Below are 18,223 nucleotides of genomic sequence, written 5' to 3'. Positions count from 1 at the left end.
GCGTGCGACGTCGGACCGTCAGGCCACGCGCACCAACGTGGGCGACCCTTTACCCGGCGACGAACCCTCGGCGACCTTAAGACAGGCATCCACGGCCTCGCGCAGCGACGTGACGTAGGCGTCCGCCCCGACCTCGCGGCCGAGGGCCGCATCGGTCAGCACCTTCTCGCCGGTCGGCCAGAGCCCGACCACGATAGGGACCCCCGGGGCTCTCCGCTTCAACCGCTCCAGCAGGTAGCGAAGGTGCGAAGGATTCCCGGTGATGTCGAGGTACGAGATGCACACCATCGCCACGCCGGAGAGGTCGAGTTCGCGGATGCCCTCGCGCGAGGCGGACTGGTGGGGGGTTATGCGGGCGCCGAGCCCGTGCTTGCGCAGCAGTTGCGCCAGCATCGCCGAGGAAGCCTCGTCGAGCGGGCCGCGCCCGGCCAGGCACAGGACCGGCGCCTCGCCCCGCCATGCCTCCGGCAGGGCGTCCCGCGGCGGGGCCTGCCCTGGTATCGCCTCGGTCTTCGTATGCGCCCGTTCGGCCAGGGTCGGGGTGTCCGACGGGTTCACCGCCTTGTCGTCGACCGTCGGCTCGACGTCGTCGTGGCCCTCGAAGTCCTCCACAAGGGACCGTGCCGAGGCGCGGATGTTCTCCAGTTGGGCAGGGGTGACGACCCCGCGGGCGTGGTCGTTGGCAGCGAGTTGCAGTCCCTTCAGCGCCACCTCGTCGTAGTACGACGACAACGAGCGGTCCTTCAGCATGCCCTCGGCCACCTCGCGAACCTCGTCCGGGTCACCCGCGAGCATGCGCTGGTAAAAGTTCTCGACCGGGGTGAGCGGCGGCCGGTCGCCGAGCAGCACGTCGAAGAACTCCAGGCTGTCGACGTGCCGACCGAGCACCACGAGGCAGACAGTGAACGGGGTTGCCAAGATCAGGCCGATGGGCCCCCAGAGGAAGCCCCAGAACAGGGTCGAGACGATCACCGCGAAGGGCGAGAGACCGGTGGAATGCCCGTAGAGCAGTGGCTCGACCACCTGCCCGAACACCGGCTCTGCGATCAGGAACAACGCGGCGGTCGAGATGACCATGGACCAACCCGGGTCGACCGCGGCTGCCAGAGCGACCGGGAACACGCCCGAGACGATGGCGCCGATGTACGGGATGAAGCGCATGATGGCAGAGAGCACGCCCCATAGCAGCGGGTTGGGCACGCCGATGAACCACAGTCCGACACCGACGATGATGCCGAAGGCGGCGTTCATGCCGAGCTGGGCGAGGAAGTAGGTCCCGAGCCGACCTGCCGCGTCGTCCATGGCCACCGTCGTGCGGTGCAGGTCGCTCGATCCGAACAGGCGGATCATGCGATTGCGCAGGTCCTCGCGTTGCAGGAGCAGGAACACCACCACGACGAGGACGATGCCGACGTCGGTCAGCGGCGAGACGACCGGGCCGAGCACCTTCTCGGCGAGCGCCAGGGGCGAGGGCTCGGGTTCCTGGACGCGCACGAGCTGCGCCTTGGGCGTATCGCCCGTCGGACCGGTCTCCGCCGTGGTGCCGGCGGCGTCGGCCTTTTGCGTGACGTCCTGGACTTGATGATTGAACTTCTGGAGAAGCTTGTTGGCCTCGCCGAGCCAGCCCTGCTGCAGGCCGGCGAACTTCTTCTGCACGGTCGTCTGGTACTGCGGCAGGTTACCTGCGAGCCCCGCGACCTGGGTGCCGATGACCGCACCGATGCCGCCCAGAACGGCTAGCGCTAGCAGCACCGCGACGATGACCGAGGGTACCCGCCCGATCTTGATCCGCCGCAGCAGGTTGACCACGGGCGCCAGGACGAAGCTCAGCAGGATGGCTAGCACGAGGGGGACGAACACCTCGCGCCCGAAGTACAGCGCGGCGATCAAGACGACGCCGACGGCGAGGGTCAGGAGGCCGCGCAGGCCGGGCACGAGCGGCGGTGGAACCTGGGCGGGAGGCTTCGGGGCATCGGTGACGGCCATCGGCATACGCTGGAACTCCTCGCCGCCCAGCAGGGAACGGCGTGCCAGCACATAACGCCGTCGGCTCCGTTTCGTCCCGATACGCTCGCGACGGTGGGTACACGCCCCGGATCGACCGCACGAGCCATCCGATTCCGGAACGACCGGATGGCGGACATCTTGCCTGGACAGGCGCCCCGGAATGGAGAGCCGTCCATGCGCATTCGTTGTGGCTATACCATCGCCCTCGACACGTTCGGCCCGACCCCGATGACACTGCTGCTCAACGTCCGTCCCGAGCGGCGGAGCGACTTGCGCAGTCGCGAGGTCATCACGTTCGATCCACCCCTACCGGCCAGGCAGTTCCGCGACCCGTTCGGCAACGTCGCGACGCGCATCCTCGTCCCAGGCGGGCGCATCACGATGTCGGCGGACTTCGAGATCGAGGACCACGGCAAGCCCGATGAACACGTCCCGGAGGCCCGGCAGATACCTGTCCAGGACCTCCCGGACGAGGCCCTGCCGTTCCTGATGGGCTCGCGCTACTGCGACACCGACAAGCTATCGCAGACCGCCTGGAACCTGTTCGGGTCGACCACGGAGGGCTGGCCGCGCGTCCAGGCCATCGTCGACTACGCGCACGGACGCCTACGCTTCGATTACATGCAGGCGGACGCCAGTCGCTCGGCCTTCGACGGCCATGGCCATCAGGTCGGCGTCTGCCGGGACTTCGCCCACCTGGCCATCACGCTGTGCCGGTGCATGAACATCCCGGCGCGTTACGCCACCGGCTACCTCGGTGACATCGGCGTGCCGAGGGACCCCGCGCCAATGGATTTCTCGGCGTGGTTCGAGGTCTACCTCGACGGGCCGGTGGGACCGCGCTGGTACACCTTCGACGCCCGTCACAACCGGCCTCGGATCGGCCGCATCGTCATGGCATATGGACGTGACGCCACGGACTGCGCGATCACCACCAGCTTCGGACAGGCGCCGCTGGCCGGGTTCACGGTAAGGACCGACGAGGTCGACGGAACGGCGTGAGGGCGGCCCTCCGACCGTCGGGGGGACTGGAACTTGCGCAGGTTCATGGACGCCATCTCGGGCCATGGCTTCGGCCCGCTCGCGCGCTACGGGTTGCCGGTCGCGACGGTCGGCCTCGCGACCCTGCTCAGGTTCCTCGCCCCGCTCGACGTCGCCCCCTTCCTTCTCTACCTCCCGCTCGTCTTCCTGGTCACGCTGGCCCTCGGTCGCGGCCCCGGCGCGGTCGCGGTCGGTTTCTCGTTGGCCGCGGCCGCGTGGTTCTTCCGCCGTTCCGACGGGACGGTCTCGTTCAGCCCGGGGCAGGTCATCGCCCTCGTGCAGTATCTCGTCGTCGGCGGTGCGATGGTCTGGGTTTGCGACGCGCTTCGCCGAACCATGGTCGAGCGTGAGGAAACCCTCGGTCGCCTCGACGCCGCCAACGCAAGCCTTCGCGCCGGCCGGGCGGAGCTTGAGGACGCGCGCCGCGACGCGGAGGCGGCCCGGGAGGCGGCCGAGGACGCCAACCGCGCCAAGAGCAGCTTCCTGGCCAACATGAGCCATGAGCTCCGCACGCCGCTCTCGGCCGTGATCGGCTACTCCGAGATGCTGGAGGAGGAGGCGGAGGAGCTCGGGCAGGACACGCTGCTCAAGGACCTCGGCAAGATCAAGTCCAACGCCAAGCATCTGCTCGGCCTCATCAACGACGTCCTCGACCTCTCGAAGGTCGAGGCGAACAAGATGGACACCTTCGCCGAGGACATCGACGTCGGCGAGTTCGTCCGCGACGCCGCCGGCACTATCGACGCCCTGGTAGCCAAGCGCGGCAGTCGCCTCGTCCTCGACGTCCCTGAAGGGCTCGGAACCGCCCGCACCGACGCGACCAAGCTGCGCCAGGGCCTGTTCAACCTGCTCTCCAACGCCGCCAAGTTCACCGAGGGCGGGACGGTCACCCTACGGGTACGCCGTACGGCGGAACCGGACGGCGGCGGCCTGACGTTCTCCGTGGAGGACACCGGCATCGGCATGAGCCCGGAACAGGTCGAGCGCCTGTTCCAGCGCTTCGTCCAGGCCGACGGCAGCACGACGCGCCGCTACGGCGGGACGGGGTTGGGACTCGCCCTGACGAAGGCGTTCGCCCACCTGCTCGGGGGCGACGTCACGGTGGCGAGCGAGGTCGGGCGCGGTACCCGGTTCGTCCTGACGGTGCCCGCGACATTGCCGGAAACGGGGGATGCCCTCGAATCGGACGAGCCCGGGATCGCGACCGCCCTGGCGGGAAGAGGGCGGGGGTTGGTTCTCGTCATCGACGACGAGGGGAGCCAGCGCGATCTGATGGGCCGCTTCCTGCAGCGGCAGGGCTTCTCGGTCCGCACCGCCGCGGACGGGCGCACCGGCCTCGACCTCGCACGGTCCCTTGCCCCGAGGGTCATCCTGCTCGACGTCATGATGCCGGACGTGGACGGATGGGCCGTGCTGGCGTCGCTGAAGTCCGATCCGGTCACCCGGGACATCCCCGTCGTGATGGTGAGCTTCGTGGCCGACGCTGCCCTCAGCGCGTCCCTCGGGGCGGCGGACGCGCTGCCGAAGCCGGTCGACTGGGCGCGGCTTAAAGGGGTGCTCGACCGCTTCGGCCCGGGGCCCGGCGACGTCCTCGTGGTCGATGACGACGCGGACATGCGCGGCCGACTGCGCGCGGTGCTCGAACGCGACGGTTGGGCGGTGCGCGAGGCCGGCGACGGGGCCGAGGCCCTCGAACGCCTGACGGAGTCCAAGCCACGCGTGGTGCTGCTCGACCTGACGATGCCGGTGATGGACGGGTTCACCTTCCTGCACGAACTGCGGTCACGGCCGGGCTGCGGGGAGATCCCGGTGGTCGTGCTCAGCGCACGCGACGTGTCCGGCGAGGAGCGGCGCAGGCTCACCGGGGCGGACCGGGTCCTGCGCAAGGGCGACGCGAGCCTGCAGTCCCTCGTCGCCGAGGTCGACCGGCTTGGCCACGCAGCGGAGCGGCATGATGCCGATATGGGGTGATGCGGGTACGAGTATCGAGTGAGGCGCGGCGTCGACGAGGGAAACCGGAGGGGCCATCTGCCATGCCCTCGTTTCTCGATGCCCCACCTCTCGATGACTTCCCTACCGCCTGCCCCGGACCGCCGCGGCGCGCTCCACCGCCAGGCGCAGGACGCGCGATAGGTCGGCCACCGAGTACGGCTTGCGCAGCAGCTCGAAGCCATGGCTGCCTTCATCGGCGAGCACGTCGCTGTAGCCCGACGTGAGTACCACCGGCAGGTCCGGGTAACGCCTGCGGATCTCGCGGGCCAGTGCGATGCCGTTCATGCCGGGCATCACCACGTCGGTGAACACCACCTCGAAGCGGAAGGGGACGTGCTCGATCTCGGCCAGCGCCTTCTCGGCGTCCGTCGCCCAAACGGTCTCGTACCCGAGCTCGGCGAGGGCCTGGTTCGCGAACGCCCCGACGTCGAGGTTGTCCTCGACGACGAGCACGCAGGTGCCGTGCCCCTCCGCCAGCGGGGCCGGCTCGCGCGCGTGCGGCGCCTCGGACGCGGCCCGGGGCGCCCGCGGCAGGTAGACCGTGAACGTGGTGCCGCGTCCGGCCTCGCTCCGGACCACGACCTCGCCCCCCGACTGCTTGGCGAAGCCGAAGACCTGGCTCAGGCCGAGCCCGGTGCCCTGGCCGACGCCCTTGGTCGTGAAGAACGGCTCGAAGATCCGGTCGAGCACGTCCGCGTCGATGCCGGTGCCCGTGTCGGAGATGGACACGGCGACGTAGTCCCCCGGCACGGCGGCATGGGCCCGCACGGCCGGGATGCGGTCCGCGGGCCGCACGCGGATGTCGAGCCGGCCCTCGCCATCCATCGCGTCCCGGGCGTTGACGACCATGTTGACCAGGGCCGTGTCGAACTGGCTCGGATCCGCGTCGACGAGGCAGGGCATCGCGCGTCCGGCACTGTCCAGGAACGGCTCGATGCTCGTCGTGACCGCGATGCGTGCGCCCGTCAGCGTCCCGACCATCTCCGAGACCGAAGCGACGCCGCGACCGACGTCGAAAATCTCCGGCTTGAGCGCCTGCCGCCGCGCGAAGGCGAGCAGCTGCCCGGTCAGCTTCGCGGCGCGGTCGACGGTGTCCGAGATCGCCCCGACGTAGCGGTCGCGTCGGTCCTGGGCGAGGTTCGGGCGCTTGAGCAAGTCGGTGGAAGACTTGATTACCGTGAGCAGGTTGTTGAAGTCGTGCGCCACGCCGCCGGTCAACTGTCCGACCGCCTCCAGTTTCTGCGATTGGCGAAGTTGCTCCTCCAGGGCCCGACGTTCCGTCACGTCGCGTCCCGAGGCGTAGAAGTGGTCGTCGCGCGGGACGACGTTCCATGAGATCCAGCGATAGCCGCCGTCCCTCGCCCTCAGGCGCAGGTCGATGTCGTCGAGCCTCCCCGTGGCCACCACGCGTTCGAACGCGCGCTCCGTCGACTCCCGGTCCTCGGGATGGACGAGGACATCGAAGCGAACGCCGACTAGCTCCGCCGAGGACCACCCCAGGGTCGCAGTCCAGGCCGGGTTCACCGCCCGGTACAGGCCGTCGTAGCCGCAGACGACGAACAGGTCGCGGCTCGCGCGCCACAAGGTATCGCGTTCCTCGGTTCGTTCCCGGGCGGCCGAGGCTAGGTGGTCCTCCAGGTTGCGGCGGTCGGTGATGTCGTTGAACAGGATTGCGACTTGGCGCCTTGCGGATTCGCCGATGCGCAGGGCATGGACGTCGAACCACCGACCCAGTGCGACCGCGCCACTCTCAAATCGCCTCGACGCTCCCGTCATCGCGACCTCGCCGTAGGCGTCGAACCACGACCGTTCCAGGCCCGGCACGATCTCGCTGACCCAGCGTCCGGTCGCGTTCCTGATGCCGGTGTGCCGCTCGAATGCCGGGTTCACCTCGATAAAGCGGTAGTCGACCGCGCGGCCCTCGACGTCGAACAGCATCTCGATCACGCAGAAGCCGGCATCGACGGCCTCGAACAAGGCCTGGTAACGCGCCTCGCTCTCGGCGAGACGCTCCTCCTCGGTTCGGAAGCGCGTGACGTCGAGTTGACTGGCGAAGAAGTAACGCAGCCGACCGTCGGCGTCGAAGACCGGGCTGATGTAAAGCTCGTTGCGAAACGGCGTGCCGTCCCGGTGGTAGTTCACGAGCTCTACGACGACGTCCCGTCTGGCCGCTACGGCGTCGCGCACCTTTGCCACGACCGTCCGTTCCGTGCCGGGGCCTTGTAGGAACCTGCAGTTCCGACCGAGCAACTCACTGGCCTCGTAGCCGCACATCTCCTGGAAGGCTCGGTTGGCGAAGACGATGGGGTTGTCGGGCAGGTTGGGGTCGGTGATGATCTGCGGCATGCGGGTCTTCTCCGCCGCCGTGAACAGGAGGTCGGTCCCGGCGGCGGAGGTGCGCTCGCCGCCGGTCGGGGTGCGGACGTGCCGCCCGTCTCGCTGCCGCAGCCGCTCGTTCTCCGCGTTCGCCTCCCGGAGCAGCCGTCGGAGTTCCTCGACCTCGCCTTCCATCGAACCCCGTTCCCGGCCAACGGCCACCAATCCTGGCCGCCGGTATCACAACGACCCCGGTAGCGCTCGGCTCCCCGGCCGCGTCGTCGCGATTCACCCCTCGTGGCCATGCTAGGACAGCCGTCCGACTTCGGACCGTGCTTGGCGTGGAACGATGGTCACGTTTTGCTCAGGTCGGTCGACGGGTCTGACGCCTTCGTCCGCCCCCCTGGAACGATGGTATCCGTGATGGAGTACGAAGGCCGTTCCACCGAGCTCCCATGTCGGGACACGGAGCGGGGACTGTCTCGCGGAGGTTCGTTTTCAAGCCATCATCCGCTGCATCGTCGCCGTGACCTCGTCCCGCTTGTAGGGCTTCTGGAAGAACACGCCCCGCTTCGGCAGTTCCTCCGGCAGGGGGCGTCGCTTGCCCGATACGATGATGAGCTCGATGGGGGGCCAGCGGTCGCGGACGGCCGCCGCGAACTGCATCCCGTTCAGGCCGCCCGGCATGTCGATGTCGGTGAACACCACGCGGATATCCAACCGGCTCTCCAGGATGAGGACCGCGTCCGCGGCGCTGGCCACGTGGAGGGCCTCGAACCCGGCGTCCTCGACGAGATCCACCGCCATCATGCGCTGCAGGGGCTCGTCCTCCACGACGAGGACGACCAAACTCGCCGGGGGCATCGCCTGACCCAAACCTGCCTCCTCAGGAATGCTGCAACTGGACGAGGGGGGCGCGCATCGTCGCCTGGAACCCGGACGGGGGGTAACGGAGGTCCACGCCCCCCGTTCCGACGAGGCCGAGGACGATCAGGCGCGAACCGAACCCCTTTCGGCCGCCGGTGGCGGGCAGTGTCACGGGCGGGCCGCCGCGCTCCACCCAATCGAACGTGACCTCCCTTTCCTCGTCCTGGCCGTCGAGGCGCCAGTCGACCGCGACGCGGCCCTCTGGAACGGAGAGCGCTCCGTACTTCGCAGCGTTGGTCGCCAGCTCGTGGAGCAGCAGGGACAACGACAGGGTGGCGCGTGGGCCGAGGTCGATCTCCGGACCCGTCACCTCGATGCGATCAACGTGGCCCACGCCCGCGAGCACGGCCTTCACCACCTCCATCGCCGGCGCGGCCGTCCAACTCTGGCGCAAAAGCACGTCATGGGCGGACGAAAGGGCATGGATGCGCTTCTCGAACGCCTCGACGGGCGCCCGCTCGGGAACGCTGCGCAAGGTCTGCGTGGCGATGGAAAGCACCATCGCGAACGAGTTCTTCAGCCTGTGGGAAAGCTCCTCGTTCAGCACGCGTTGATCCGACTCGGCACGGACCCTGGCCACCGTCGTCTGTATCCGGTCGGCGACTGTGCGCACGAAGGCCATCTCATCCTGCGTAAAGGCGTGGGGCTCGGCGTAGTGGACGAACCCAAGCCCGACGATCTGCCCGCGCTCCATGATCGGCACGTTGACGAGGGCGCGCACCCCGATGGCCAGCAGCGCCGCGGCCGTCACCTTGCTTCGGGGGTCGCGCTCGACGTCCTCGACCGCGACGACCTCGCCGCGCTTCAACTCGTCGATGTAGCTCCCGTAGTCCCGGAACTGGTGCAACCCCGCCACCGATACGACCCCCGGGGCGCACCAGTCGGTAGGGATCTCGACCGTTTCCTCGGCCGCGTCGACGAGCCCGTAGCCCGCCCGGGTGGTGCCAAGCGCGTCGGACATGATCTCGGCGGCGGCCTGCACGAGCATCGGCACGTCGTCGGTCTCGCGCAGGCGCTCGCCCAGGGCGAGCAGCGCGTCGCGACGCGCGTCCGCCTCGACGCGGGCCGTGACCTCCAGGAAGATGACGCCGAAGCGTTCGGGTCCGAGCGGGAACGCGCGGCCCTCGTACCAGCGCCCGAGCATTCCCGCACGGCGGACGAAGGTGATGGGTTGGCCCGTTGCCACGACGGCCGCGAACTCTTCGACCCACTCGTCCTCGATGCCGGGAATGACCTCCCGGATCGTGCGTCCGACGACGGTTGCGGGTTCGATCCCGACCAGGGCGCCCCAGGCGGCGTTCACGTCGACGTAGCGCCAGTCGATGACGGCACCCCCGTCATCCCGGACGACCTCGCCCACGAGGAAGCCCTCGCTCAAGCGCTCGAACAAGCCGCGCCAGTGCTCCTCGCTCTCGCGCAGCGCTTCCTGGGCCGCACGCCGCTCCTCGATATCGAGCAGCACCCCCGGGAAGCTCAGTGGCGTCCCGTCCAGGCCGTGGTCGACTCGCCCGTTGGCCTCGATCCAGTAGTAGCGTCCGTCCGCCCGCCGCACCCGGTACTGATGGGCGTAGGCGCCGCCGCGCAGGATGGCGTGCTGGATGGCTTCCCCCAACCCTGCCTGGTCGTCGGGATGCACCGTCGCGACGATCTGGGCGAGCGGGATACCCTCGCGACCGAGCGCCGGGTCGAGGCCGAAACTCGACGCGAATCCTTCATCGACGGTGAAGCGGTCGGAGGGCAGGTCCCAGAACCACGTCCCGATGATCGCGCCGGCCGCGAGCGCGAGTTGCACCCGCTCGACGTTTTGACGGGCGACAGCCTCGCTGGCGCGAAGGCGTTCCTCCGCGTTCCGCCGGGCGGTGACGTCGTTAAAGAAGATTGCGATCCGCCGCTCCCCGGGGTCCCCGACACGGACCGCGCGCACGTCGAACCACCGCCCGAAACTCTCGGCGTAATTCTCGAAGGACGCTGGCTCCCCGGTCCGGGCGACGTGGCCGTAGGTCTCGAACCAGAACCGCTCCAGGTCCGGGGCGAACTCCGTGACCCACTTGCCGCGCAAGTTTACCCCGGCCTGCCGCTCGAACGCCGGGTTGGCCTCGACGAAGCGGTAGTCGACCGGCCGGTCGTCAGCGTCGAACTTGACCTCGACGATGGCGAACGCCGTCTCGATGGTGTCCAGGATGGTCCTGAAACGCGCGTCGCTCCGGCGCAGTGCATCCTGTGCCTCGTGGCGGTCGGTGACGTCCTGCACGGTGCCGAACATCTGGGTGACGACGCCGCTCCCGTCCCGCAGGAAGTTGGCGCGCCGCGCGATCCAGCGCAACGCGCCGTCGTCGGCCCTGCGGATGCGGTACTCGACGTCGAGCACGGCCGTCCCGGCCTGCCTGGTCCCGTCGTTCGACGGCACGGCGCGGTCCTCCGGCACGACCAGCGTCTCGAATCGCTCTACCGAGTACAGGCCGGTGGGAGGCACGCCGTACAAGCGCGCGAACTCCGCGGAGACGTTGATCAGGCCCGTGCCGACGTCGACCTCGAACGTCCCGACCTGCCCAGCCTCCTGAGCCAGCCGCGAGCGTCGGTCCCCCTCCCGGAGAGCGGCCTCGCCCGCGAGCCGGTCGCGGACCGCCGAGACGTACCGGGCCACGGTCTCGAAGAAGGCCAGGGCCTCGGCGTCGAAAGCGGGTTCCCGGGTCGAGCAGAACGACATTACCCCCACGACGGACCCGCGGCTCTTCACCGGGTAGCCGGCGAAGGCATCGATGCCGACCTGCCGGGCCAAGCCATAGCGCGGTTCCCACGTCGCCTGGACGCCGGTGAGCACGAATGGGCGTTTGGTCTCGGCGACGATGCCGCATAGCGGCCCGTCGATGTCCACCTGACGTAGGGCGGTCTGACTCTCCTCGCTCACCCCGATGGCATGGGTCAGTCGCAGGTGCCCCCCGCCCGGCGCGATGTCGTAGAGGTAGCACTGGTCGAAGCCGAGGCTTGCGGCACCGGCAGCCAGGATGGGCTCGACGGCGCGGGCCGGATCGTCCGACGTTAGCAGGGCGGCCGACACCTGCGACAGCAGGTCGAGGCGCTGCTGGGCCCGGCGGCGCGCCGCCGCCTCCTCGGCTGCCGCGACCGCGGTCAGGCCGGACGTCGCGGCGGCCGCGAACAGCCGCGCCAGGTCGAGGTCGCGTTCCCGGAAAGCGCCGACCCGGCCGGACTGGAGCTTCAGCACGCCGACGGGAAGCCCCCCGCGCGAGATCGGCGCAAGCACGGCCGAGCGCATGGCAAGCCTGTCCGCGAGATGCGGCTTGACCTGCCCGTCGCGGAGCACGTCGTCCGCGAGCAGCGGCATGTCCGTCAGCACGCATCGCCCGGCGAGGCTGTCGTGTAGCGGCACGCGCAACCCCCGGTACGGGTCCAGGTTGCCGGCGACCGCGCGATAGTCGAGCTCATCGCCGTCGATCAGCTCGACGACCGCGCCCTCCGCCGCGGGCACGGCCTGCATGACCCCTGCGGTCACCGCGTCGAGGATGCCGTCGAGGGCGCCGCCCGCGGCCGACACGGTCGCGTTGGTTCGCGCGAGGAGGTCGCGCTCGCGCCGTCCGGCCTCCTGCTCGGCGAGGAGTGCGTCGCGGGCCCCGAGGGCGCGGCGCATTTCGAGGAGCCTGCTGACCTGACGCCCGAGGGCACGGAGGTCGTCGGACTGCTCCGGTGTCAGGCCCCCGGGACGCGGCACGGTGTCGATGACGCAAAGCGAGCCGACGACCTGCCCATTCGTCAAGCGCAGGGGCGCGCCTGCATAGAAGCGGATCTGCGGTGCGCCCGTGACGAGCGGGTTGGCAGCCGTGCGGGGGTCCGCCGTCAGGTCGGGGACGACGAGGAGGTCCGGCTCGGCGAGCGCGAACTTGCAGACCGAACTGTCGAGATCGGTCTCGCAATGGGGGAAGCCGACCCGCGCCTTGAACCATTGCCGGTCGACGGCGACGAGGCTGACCAGGGCGACGGGCGTCGCACACAGGCGGGTCGCCAAGCGCACGACGTCGTCGAAGCCCGCCTCGGGCAGGGAGTCCAGGATCGCGAGCCCGTCGAGTGCGGACAATCGCGCCGGGTCGATGATGACCGACGCCGATGGCGCAGCCGTCCCCGCGTAGCCGCGAACGACGCCGGGATCAGTTCCGGGTCGCATCGGTCCGGACCGGATGGCGCACGGTCCCCGGGACCGCCGCCGCGACGGGCGCGACCACGCCGGTGGTGATGGCGTGACCGGAGGCGATGGGATGGGTCGGGACGACGCGACAGGTCATGACGTGTGATGCCGGGACTGCAACCGCCCCCCTGTAGCACAAGCCATCGGGCCCGAAACATGACCATCGGTTTCCCGCCCGTCGGCAAGAATGACGCGGGGGTCGTCCAGCGGGCGGTGGTCAGATGCTGATTCCGCCAGCCGGGCCGGACGGGATCGAACACGACGGGTTCTCCGCGTGAGTAACCCGGCGCGCGACTCGTCTCCTTGAGGAGGCGAGGCCTCGATGTGGCAGAAATCATTGTGGATACTGACCCCATGCTCGCCCGCGAGATGGCCAAGGCCCCCTACATGCAGTCCCTCAAGGTCGACGGACGCCGCGAGGGGCTCCTGGACCTCCTGGCCGAATTGCCGTTCGAGGTCCCGTCGAACCTTGGCGGCTACGTACGCGGTGATGCCGAAATTAGCGAACTCGTCCGTTTCGGACGGTCGCTCATGAAATCCCCAGGTTCGTTCGAGACGCTGCTCGAAAAGGTCGGCCCTCAACCGAAATATGAGCAACCACCGTCGAAGACGATGGACAGGTAGCCACGTGGAAGGCTCATGCCCTTTCTGTATAACCAGTAGGCCGGGCGCTACGCACAGTGTCTTGTAAAGATCACAATAGGAATTGCGCGATAGCGGAACCGTGGTCGTGACCCACCACGCCAAGCACGTCCTCAACTCGGTTGTGCGCGCGCCTGCCGTGCCGGCATGCACATCTCGCCTGGTGCGACGCCTCCAACCTTACCCCTCTGCTCCCTGCAAGGGGACCGGCCCCACGGGTACATGGGCACGTCGATTATCGCGTCGGACGAACCCAGATCGTGTGAGACGCCAGGGGTCTTGTCGAGGAGGAGACGGCGTTCCGGCCCGACCTCGCCATCGGCCCCTTTCTCTTGCCCGAGGCGTAACGCGTAGCGAGTATCATTACCCGTGATGCGTTACCTTCCGTGTCGCGCTCCCGGACACCCACGGGGCATCCCGGGTCCGAGATCATGGCCGCCAGCAACACGAAGGTTCGGCGGCTCCGACGTCGACGTCCCGTCGGATCGTATCTTCGGACAGGTAGGACGGAGCTACGGACCCGGGGCCGGGGAGAGGACGAGGTCGAGTTGCGCGCTCTCCGTGTCGCGTCCGCTTCGCCTGTCGAGGAACCGCAGCACCGGCGTCACCGTCACGCCGTGCAGCACGATGGACACCAGGACGGCGAGGCCGACCGTGGACCAGAGCAGGTCCGGCGCCTCGAACGGGGCGTGCCCAAGGGCGTAGGCGAGATAGTACACCGTACCGAGCCCACGGATGCCGAAGAAGGCGATCACGGCCCGTTCGTCGCCGGGCAGACCGGATCCGGTCAAGCCGACCCATCCGCAGAGGGGACGCACGACGAGCAGGGCCAGCGCCACGAACACGGCGGCCGGCCACGTCAGTCCCGTCAGCAGGCCTCCACCGGCGAGGGCGAAGCCGAACCCGACGAGCAGGACCATCATCAGCAGCCGTTCGAGCTCCTCAGCGTAGTCGTGCATCTTGCGATGGTAGTGGTGGCCGTGGTTCGAGGCGCGAAGTGCGAGCGCCGCCGCGAAGATGCCGACGAAGCCGTAGCCGTCGACCGCCTGGACGATGCCGTAGGCGAGACAAGTGACGCCCAGCGCCACGAAGCCGTCGCCGGTGCGCGAGAGCTTCGAGACGTTCGGCAGGTGGAAGGTCAGCCAGCCGAGGGCCCGGCCGACGAGCGCGCCCAGGACCGCGCCGACCGACACCTTCCACAGGACGTCGACGGCAAGCCAATGGCCGAGGGACAGGTCCGCGGAGCCGCTTGCCGCGAGGGCGATGGCGAGGTTGACGAAGGGAAAGGCGAGGCCGTCGTTGAGGCCGGCCTCGGATGTGAGAGCGAACCGCATCTCGTCCTCCCGGCCCTCGGTCGGGTGCCCGACCTGCACGTCGGAGGCGAGCACCGGGTCGGTAGGGGCGAGCGACGCGCCCAGTAGCAGGGACGATGCGGCCCCGAGTCCGAGGAGGGTCGAGGCAAGTGCTGCGAGGGTGGCGATGGTGAGCGGCATGGCAAGCCCGAGCATCCGCCACGTCGTCGCCCAGCGCTTCCAGCCGATCAGCCGGTCGATCTTCAGCCCGGCGCCCATCAACGAGATGACAACGACGGCCTCGGTCGCGTGCTCGACCACGGGAAGGTGCTCGGCCGGGTATCGCGCCAGCCCAGCTAGGGGTGGGACGAAGGACAGCGCCGCGCCCGCCCCGACACAGCAGATGGGGAGGGACAGCGGCAACGCCCGCAGGACCATCGGCAACCACGCCGTGAATAGGACGAGTGCGCCGAAGCCGGCGACGACGAAGACGTACGGTTCCATTGGATGGCGAACCGGTCCTCGCCGGAACCGTTCCGCGGTAATCCGATGTCACCCGACGTGATGGTCGATTTCCTCGCCAAGTGGATTGGCAGGGCCGGGACCGCTTCGCGTTATCAATTGGACCGGCGCGAAGGGTTTTCGGCGCGGTTGCCGGAAGACGGGCGACGTCCCTGTGCATGACCAGGAGGATGGGGCTCGGCCGCGCAACCCGTAGGCTCGACCGACGTTCGCTTGACGACCGTCCCGGTACCCTCCCGGGGCAATCAATCGGGCGTTGATCATGCAGGACGAACGTACCCATCTCGACATTCACGACCGGTCCAGCCGCGAGACCTACGCACGACAATTCGGAGTCAGCGAAGACCAGTTGCGCAAGGCCGTGCGGCTTGTCGGCAGTCGTATCAGCACGCTGCGTGGCCACCTCAAGCGGCCAGCTTGAACGTGGCCTTCGGGGCCGCGGAGGGATCGGCCGCCACGGCCGACCCCTCCGCATACGATGCCCAGTTGGTCAGATCACCTGGCTCACCCCGGATGTTGCGTCGACGCCACGCCCCTGCGCATCGTTTGACCGGTGCGGAACGGCGGACTTCGGTAACCTGTTACCTGGGCCATGGAACACTACCGGTCCACCCTGGGCACCGCCGCCGTCGCCGCCATCGGCCTTCTCGTGGCCGCGCGCGTGCTGCACCCGGGCAACTTCGAGGAATTGCCCCGGCCTGCGCGGCCGGTCGCGTCGCAGTCCGAGGCAGCGTTGACCTCCGTCGCGGTGAGGGCCGAGCCGCCCTTCGGCCTGTACATGCGGCCGAGCGCCTTGTCGCCCGAGATCGCTGTGCTGGCTCCGCGTTTGAGCGCGCCGCTGCCGCCCGGATTAACGATGATGCCGATCCTGTCAGCAGCGATGGCGAATGCCGTCGGTCAATCTCGGGACACCGGGGCGCGACGACAGCCCACGGCCGCCAAGCGCCTGGTTCACGCGAACCCGACAACAGTCTCGGGCACGGGGACGGCGCACGCCTCGTCGAGGGATGCCCGGTCGACCCAGGTCGAGACGCATGAAGTCATGGGCCGCGAACTCACCCGTGACGAAGATGGCTGACCCCCGATCCGCCTACGCGACAAACCCAGGAGAAGACACTTGAAGGCTTTGTTCACTGCTGGACTCGTCGTCGCCGGCCTGTTCCCCGCCGTGCCCGCCCTGGCGCAGAGCATCGACATCGGTCCCAGCGGCATCCGGGTTGACCCGCGCTCGCCGCGCGAGCGCGAGTATGACGCCATCCGCCGGGAGGAGCGCCGGGAGGAACTGCGCGAGGAGCGGCGCGACGCCATCCGTGACGACATCCGCCGGGAGGAGCGCCGCCGCGACTTCGAGGATGGCGTGCCGCCCCGCGGCCGGTACTGAGGCCGACGGCTACCGATGGTCTCTGAATGGCGGCGGGCAAGGTCCCGCCGCGAGCGGAAGGGCGATCCGACGATGCGAACGAACTTGGTCCTCCTGGCCACGCTGGGAGTGATGGTGGCCGGCCCGGTCGGCGCGCAACAGGTCACCACGGGTGGCGCTGGCAATACCGGCGTCACCCCGCCCGCCACCGTCGGCGGCGTTGGTCCCGGCGCCCGGGACCTCGGGCCCAGCCCGATCACCCGGGGCAATGAGGCCAACCCCAGCAACTCGTCGGTGCCCGGCACGACGCCAGACGTGAACATCGGGGGCACCCCGACCGGCGGACCACCCGGCACCGGCGGCACCTCCGGCGGCCCTTCCCTCGACGGACGGTGACCGACGCAACCGGCGGTCGCCTCCCGACCCGATAAGGATCAGAGCATGAACCTCGTTACCATCCTCCTCATCGTGCTGATCGTCCTGGCGCTCGGGGGCGGCGGCTACGGCTACTATGGCGGCGGCTACAACGGCATCGGCGGCATCGGCCTGGGCGGCGTCCTGATCATCGTCCTGATCGTGCTGCTGGTGACCGGGCGGCTCTGAACCCGGTCGCACCCGTCGGGCCGATGAACGAACCCGTCAGATCCCGGTCAGCCGCCGGGTGGCAGCCTCCGAGTCATCCCGTCCGACATGGTCGGGCCGCCAACCATTGGGGATGCAGTCATGATGGTCTTGAAGGTGACGGGTCTCGCCGCGTTGATCAGCGTCGGTCTCGCCTCCTCGGCGGCGGTCGCGGCCCCGGTCGGATACGGCTTCGGGCCGCCCGAGCGTGAGGCGATCATCGAGCGGGTGGCCGGCGGCTGCGGTCCCGGCTTCCACCCCAACCCCTGGGGTCGCTGCCGCCCGAACGACTGGGGCCGGGGCGGTTGGGGCGGACCGCGCGGCGGTTACGGCTATGGGTATGGCTACCGCGGCCCGGACCGCGGCGGGTATGGCGGCTACGGACGCGGCCCGGATGGCTACGACGGCCCGCGGCGGTTCTACGGCGGGTACTGAGGCGCGCTTCCGCGACGGCATCGGAGCCCCCCCCCCGTCCAGTACGACCCCAAGTCCCCGCGTCGGCGTTAGCCGGCGGGGGGACGTCGAGGCGGCTCCGGGTTCGGCCGCGTCGTCCGACCCGTAGTGTTCCAGCCGCTATTCGCGATGTCGCCCGGGCTCGGTCCCGGTGCCCTACGGGGGACCCGGGCGGAACCCGCCAAAGGTCGTCCGGCCGGCCGCCCCAACCACCGCCCCCGTCGCCGCCAGGACACCGGGAAACCGAACCTGCAGCCTACGGCTTGGCCTTCGGCGCGACGAAAGGATTGGTCTCCGTCGCCGACCCGTTCTTCGCGTAACATGCCTCCAACCGGTCCAACCCCGCGGCGCTCTTATCGAGCGCCACCTTGATGGTCGCGCCCTCGCCCTTCACGTCCAGGCCATCCGCCAGCTTAAGCGACTTGAGGAACCGCTCGTCCTTGATCGGCAGGGACACCGTGTTGCCCGTGGCCGCGACCTCCGCCTGCAACGTCGAGGAACCGGCGGCCAATTCCACCGGGTAGCTCTTACCGCGCCCGAGCTTCCATCTCGGCGAGCTCATGCTCAGGTCGAGGCCGTCCGCGTCGCGGGTGAACTGGACGTCGACGCCGTCATCGGTCGTGCGGGTCATCGTGCAACGCTCGAACTTCGGGCCCTTCGAGACTGCCTCAACCTTCCACGGCCCGATGGCTACCGCCTCCTCTTTCGGGGATTGGGCCATGGCCGGCATGGCGACGACGGATGAAGCGAAGACGAGGGTGGCGAGGCGCATACATTTCTCCGAGAAAGGTTCGGTTGACCGGACCTGGCGGCTCCGTGGTCGAGTTGAGCAGCCCTGGAAACGACGTCAAT

General features: G+C 69.2%; 16 protein-coding genes. 9 read left to right on the top strand and 7 right to left on the bottom strand.

Going from position 1 to position 18,223, the window contains the following annotated elements; translation table 11 throughout:
• Positions 1-18 precede the first annotated feature (18 nt).
• Positions 19-1,992, bottom strand: coding sequence for an AI-2E family transporter (locus tag MKK88_RS27865; RefSeq protein WP_409564423.1), 1,974 nt, complete (start codon positions 1,990-1,992; stop codon positions 19-21).
• Between the two features lie 189 nt (positions 1,993-2,181).
• Between MKK88_RS27865 and MKK88_RS27860 the strand changes: the two genes are divergently transcribed.
• Complete coding sequence (locus tag MKK88_RS27860) at positions 2,182-3,009, top strand: transglutaminase-like domain-containing protein (RefSeq protein ID WP_244005629.1); 828 nt, start codon at positions 2,182-2,184, stop codon at positions 3,007-3,009.
• A gap of 45 nt (positions 3,010-3,054) precedes the next feature.
• Positions 3,055-5,019 (top strand): hybrid sensor histidine kinase/response regulator, encoded by a 1,965-nt coding sequence (locus tag MKK88_RS27855; protein WP_244005627.1) that lies wholly within the window; start codon positions 3,055-3,057, stop codon positions 5,017-5,019.
• Positions 5,020-5,121: 102 nt separating this feature from the next.
• On the opposite strand, the gene MKK88_RS27850 is transcribed toward MKK88_RS27855, so the two are convergent.
• From MKK88_RS27850 to MKK88_RS33965, 4 genes are all read right to left on the bottom strand, one after another.
• Complete coding sequence (locus MKK88_RS27850; protein ID WP_243931465.1) at positions 5,122-7,551, bottom strand: PAS domain S-box protein; 2,430 nt, start codon at positions 7,549-7,551, stop codon at positions 5,122-5,124.
• Between the two features lie 303 nt (positions 7,552-7,854).
• Positions 7,855-8,220, bottom strand: coding sequence for a response regulator (locus tag MKK88_RS27845; RefSeq protein WP_243931861.1), 366 nt, complete (start codon positions 8,218-8,220; stop codon positions 7,855-7,857).
• A gap of 22 nt (positions 8,221-8,242) precedes the next feature.
• Positions 8,243-12,460, bottom strand: coding sequence for a GAF domain-containing protein (locus tag MKK88_RS27840; RefSeq protein WP_244005625.1), 4,218 nt, complete (start codon positions 12,458-12,460; stop codon positions 8,243-8,245).
• Positions 12,444-12,578, bottom strand: coding sequence for a hypothetical protein (locus MKK88_RS33965; RefSeq protein ID WP_279602571.1), 135 nt, complete (start codon positions 12,576-12,578; stop codon positions 12,444-12,446). Before MKK88_RS33965 ends, MKK88_RS27840 begins: the two co-directional genes overlap by 17 nt.
• Before the next feature lie 257 nt (positions 12,579-12,835).
• Between MKK88_RS33965 and MKK88_RS27835 the strand changes: the two genes are divergently transcribed.
• Positions 12,836-13,105: a hypothetical protein gene (locus tag MKK88_RS27835; RefSeq protein ID WP_244005623.1), complete on the top strand. Its 270-nt coding sequence runs from the start codon at positions 12,836-12,838 to the stop codon at positions 13,103-13,105.
• A 530-nt stretch (positions 13,106-13,635) separates the two neighbouring features.
• Here MKK88_RS27835 and MKK88_RS27830 read toward each other — a convergent pair.
• Positions 13,636-14,919 (bottom strand): cation:proton antiporter, encoded by a 1,284-nt coding sequence (locus MKK88_RS27830; RefSeq protein WP_244005621.1) that lies wholly within the window; start codon positions 14,917-14,919, stop codon positions 13,636-13,638.
• Between the two features lie 280 nt (positions 14,920-15,199).
• Here MKK88_RS27830 and MKK88_RS27825 point away from each other — a divergent pair, with 280 nt between their 5' ends.
• The 6 genes from MKK88_RS27825 to MKK88_RS27800 all read left to right on the top strand — a co-directional run bounded on the left by MKK88_RS27825 (position 15,200) and on the right by MKK88_RS27800 (position 17,353).
• Positions 15,200-15,358 carry a DUF3606 domain-containing protein gene (locus tag MKK88_RS27825; protein ID WP_243931462.1) on the top strand — a complete coding sequence of 53 codons (159 nt, stop codon included), beginning with the start codon at positions 15,200-15,202 and terminating at the stop codon, positions 15,356-15,358.
• Positions 15,359-15,529: 171 nt separating this feature from the next.
• Positions 15,530-16,015, top strand: coding sequence for a hypothetical protein (locus tag MKK88_RS27820; RefSeq protein ID WP_243931461.1), 486 nt, complete (start codon positions 15,530-15,532; stop codon positions 16,013-16,015).
• 39 nt (positions 16,016-16,054) lie between these two features.
• Positions 16,055-16,318, top strand: a complete 264-nt coding sequence (locus MKK88_RS27815) for a hypothetical protein (RefSeq protein ID WP_243931460.1) — start codon at positions 16,055-16,057, stop codon at positions 16,316-16,318.
• 72 nt (positions 16,319-16,390) lie between these two features.
• Positions 16,391-16,693, top strand: coding sequence for a hypothetical protein (locus MKK88_RS27810; RefSeq protein WP_243931459.1), 303 nt, complete (start codon positions 16,391-16,393; stop codon positions 16,691-16,693).
• A 45-nt stretch (positions 16,694-16,738) separates the two neighbouring features.
• Entirely contained in the window at positions 16,739-16,900 is a 162-nt protein-coding gene (locus tag MKK88_RS27805) for a hypothetical protein (RefSeq protein ID WP_243931458.1), read from the top strand.
• A gap of 120 nt (positions 16,901-17,020) precedes the next feature.
• A complete protein-coding gene (locus MKK88_RS27800) occupies positions 17,021-17,353 on the top strand; it encodes a GCG_CRPN prefix-to-repeats domain-containing protein (protein WP_244005618.1) in 333 nt (110 codons plus the stop codon).
• A 274-nt stretch (positions 17,354-17,627) separates the two neighbouring features.
• Here the strand turns inward: MKK88_RS27800 and MKK88_RS27795 are convergent, their stop codons facing one another.
• Complete coding sequence (locus MKK88_RS27795) at positions 17,628-18,143, bottom strand: hypothetical protein (protein ID WP_244005617.1); 516 nt, start codon at positions 18,141-18,143, stop codon at positions 17,628-17,630.
• Between the last annotated feature and the right edge of the window lie 80 nt (positions 18,144-18,223).

This window comes from Methylobacterium sp. E-005, from assembly GCF_022829725.1.
GTDB lineage: Bacteria > Pseudomonadota > Alphaproteobacteria > Rhizobiales > Beijerinckiaceae > Methylobacterium.
The sequence above is the reverse complement of the archived record's forward strand: the minus strand, read 5'-3'. Positions and strand labels throughout refer to the sequence as shown.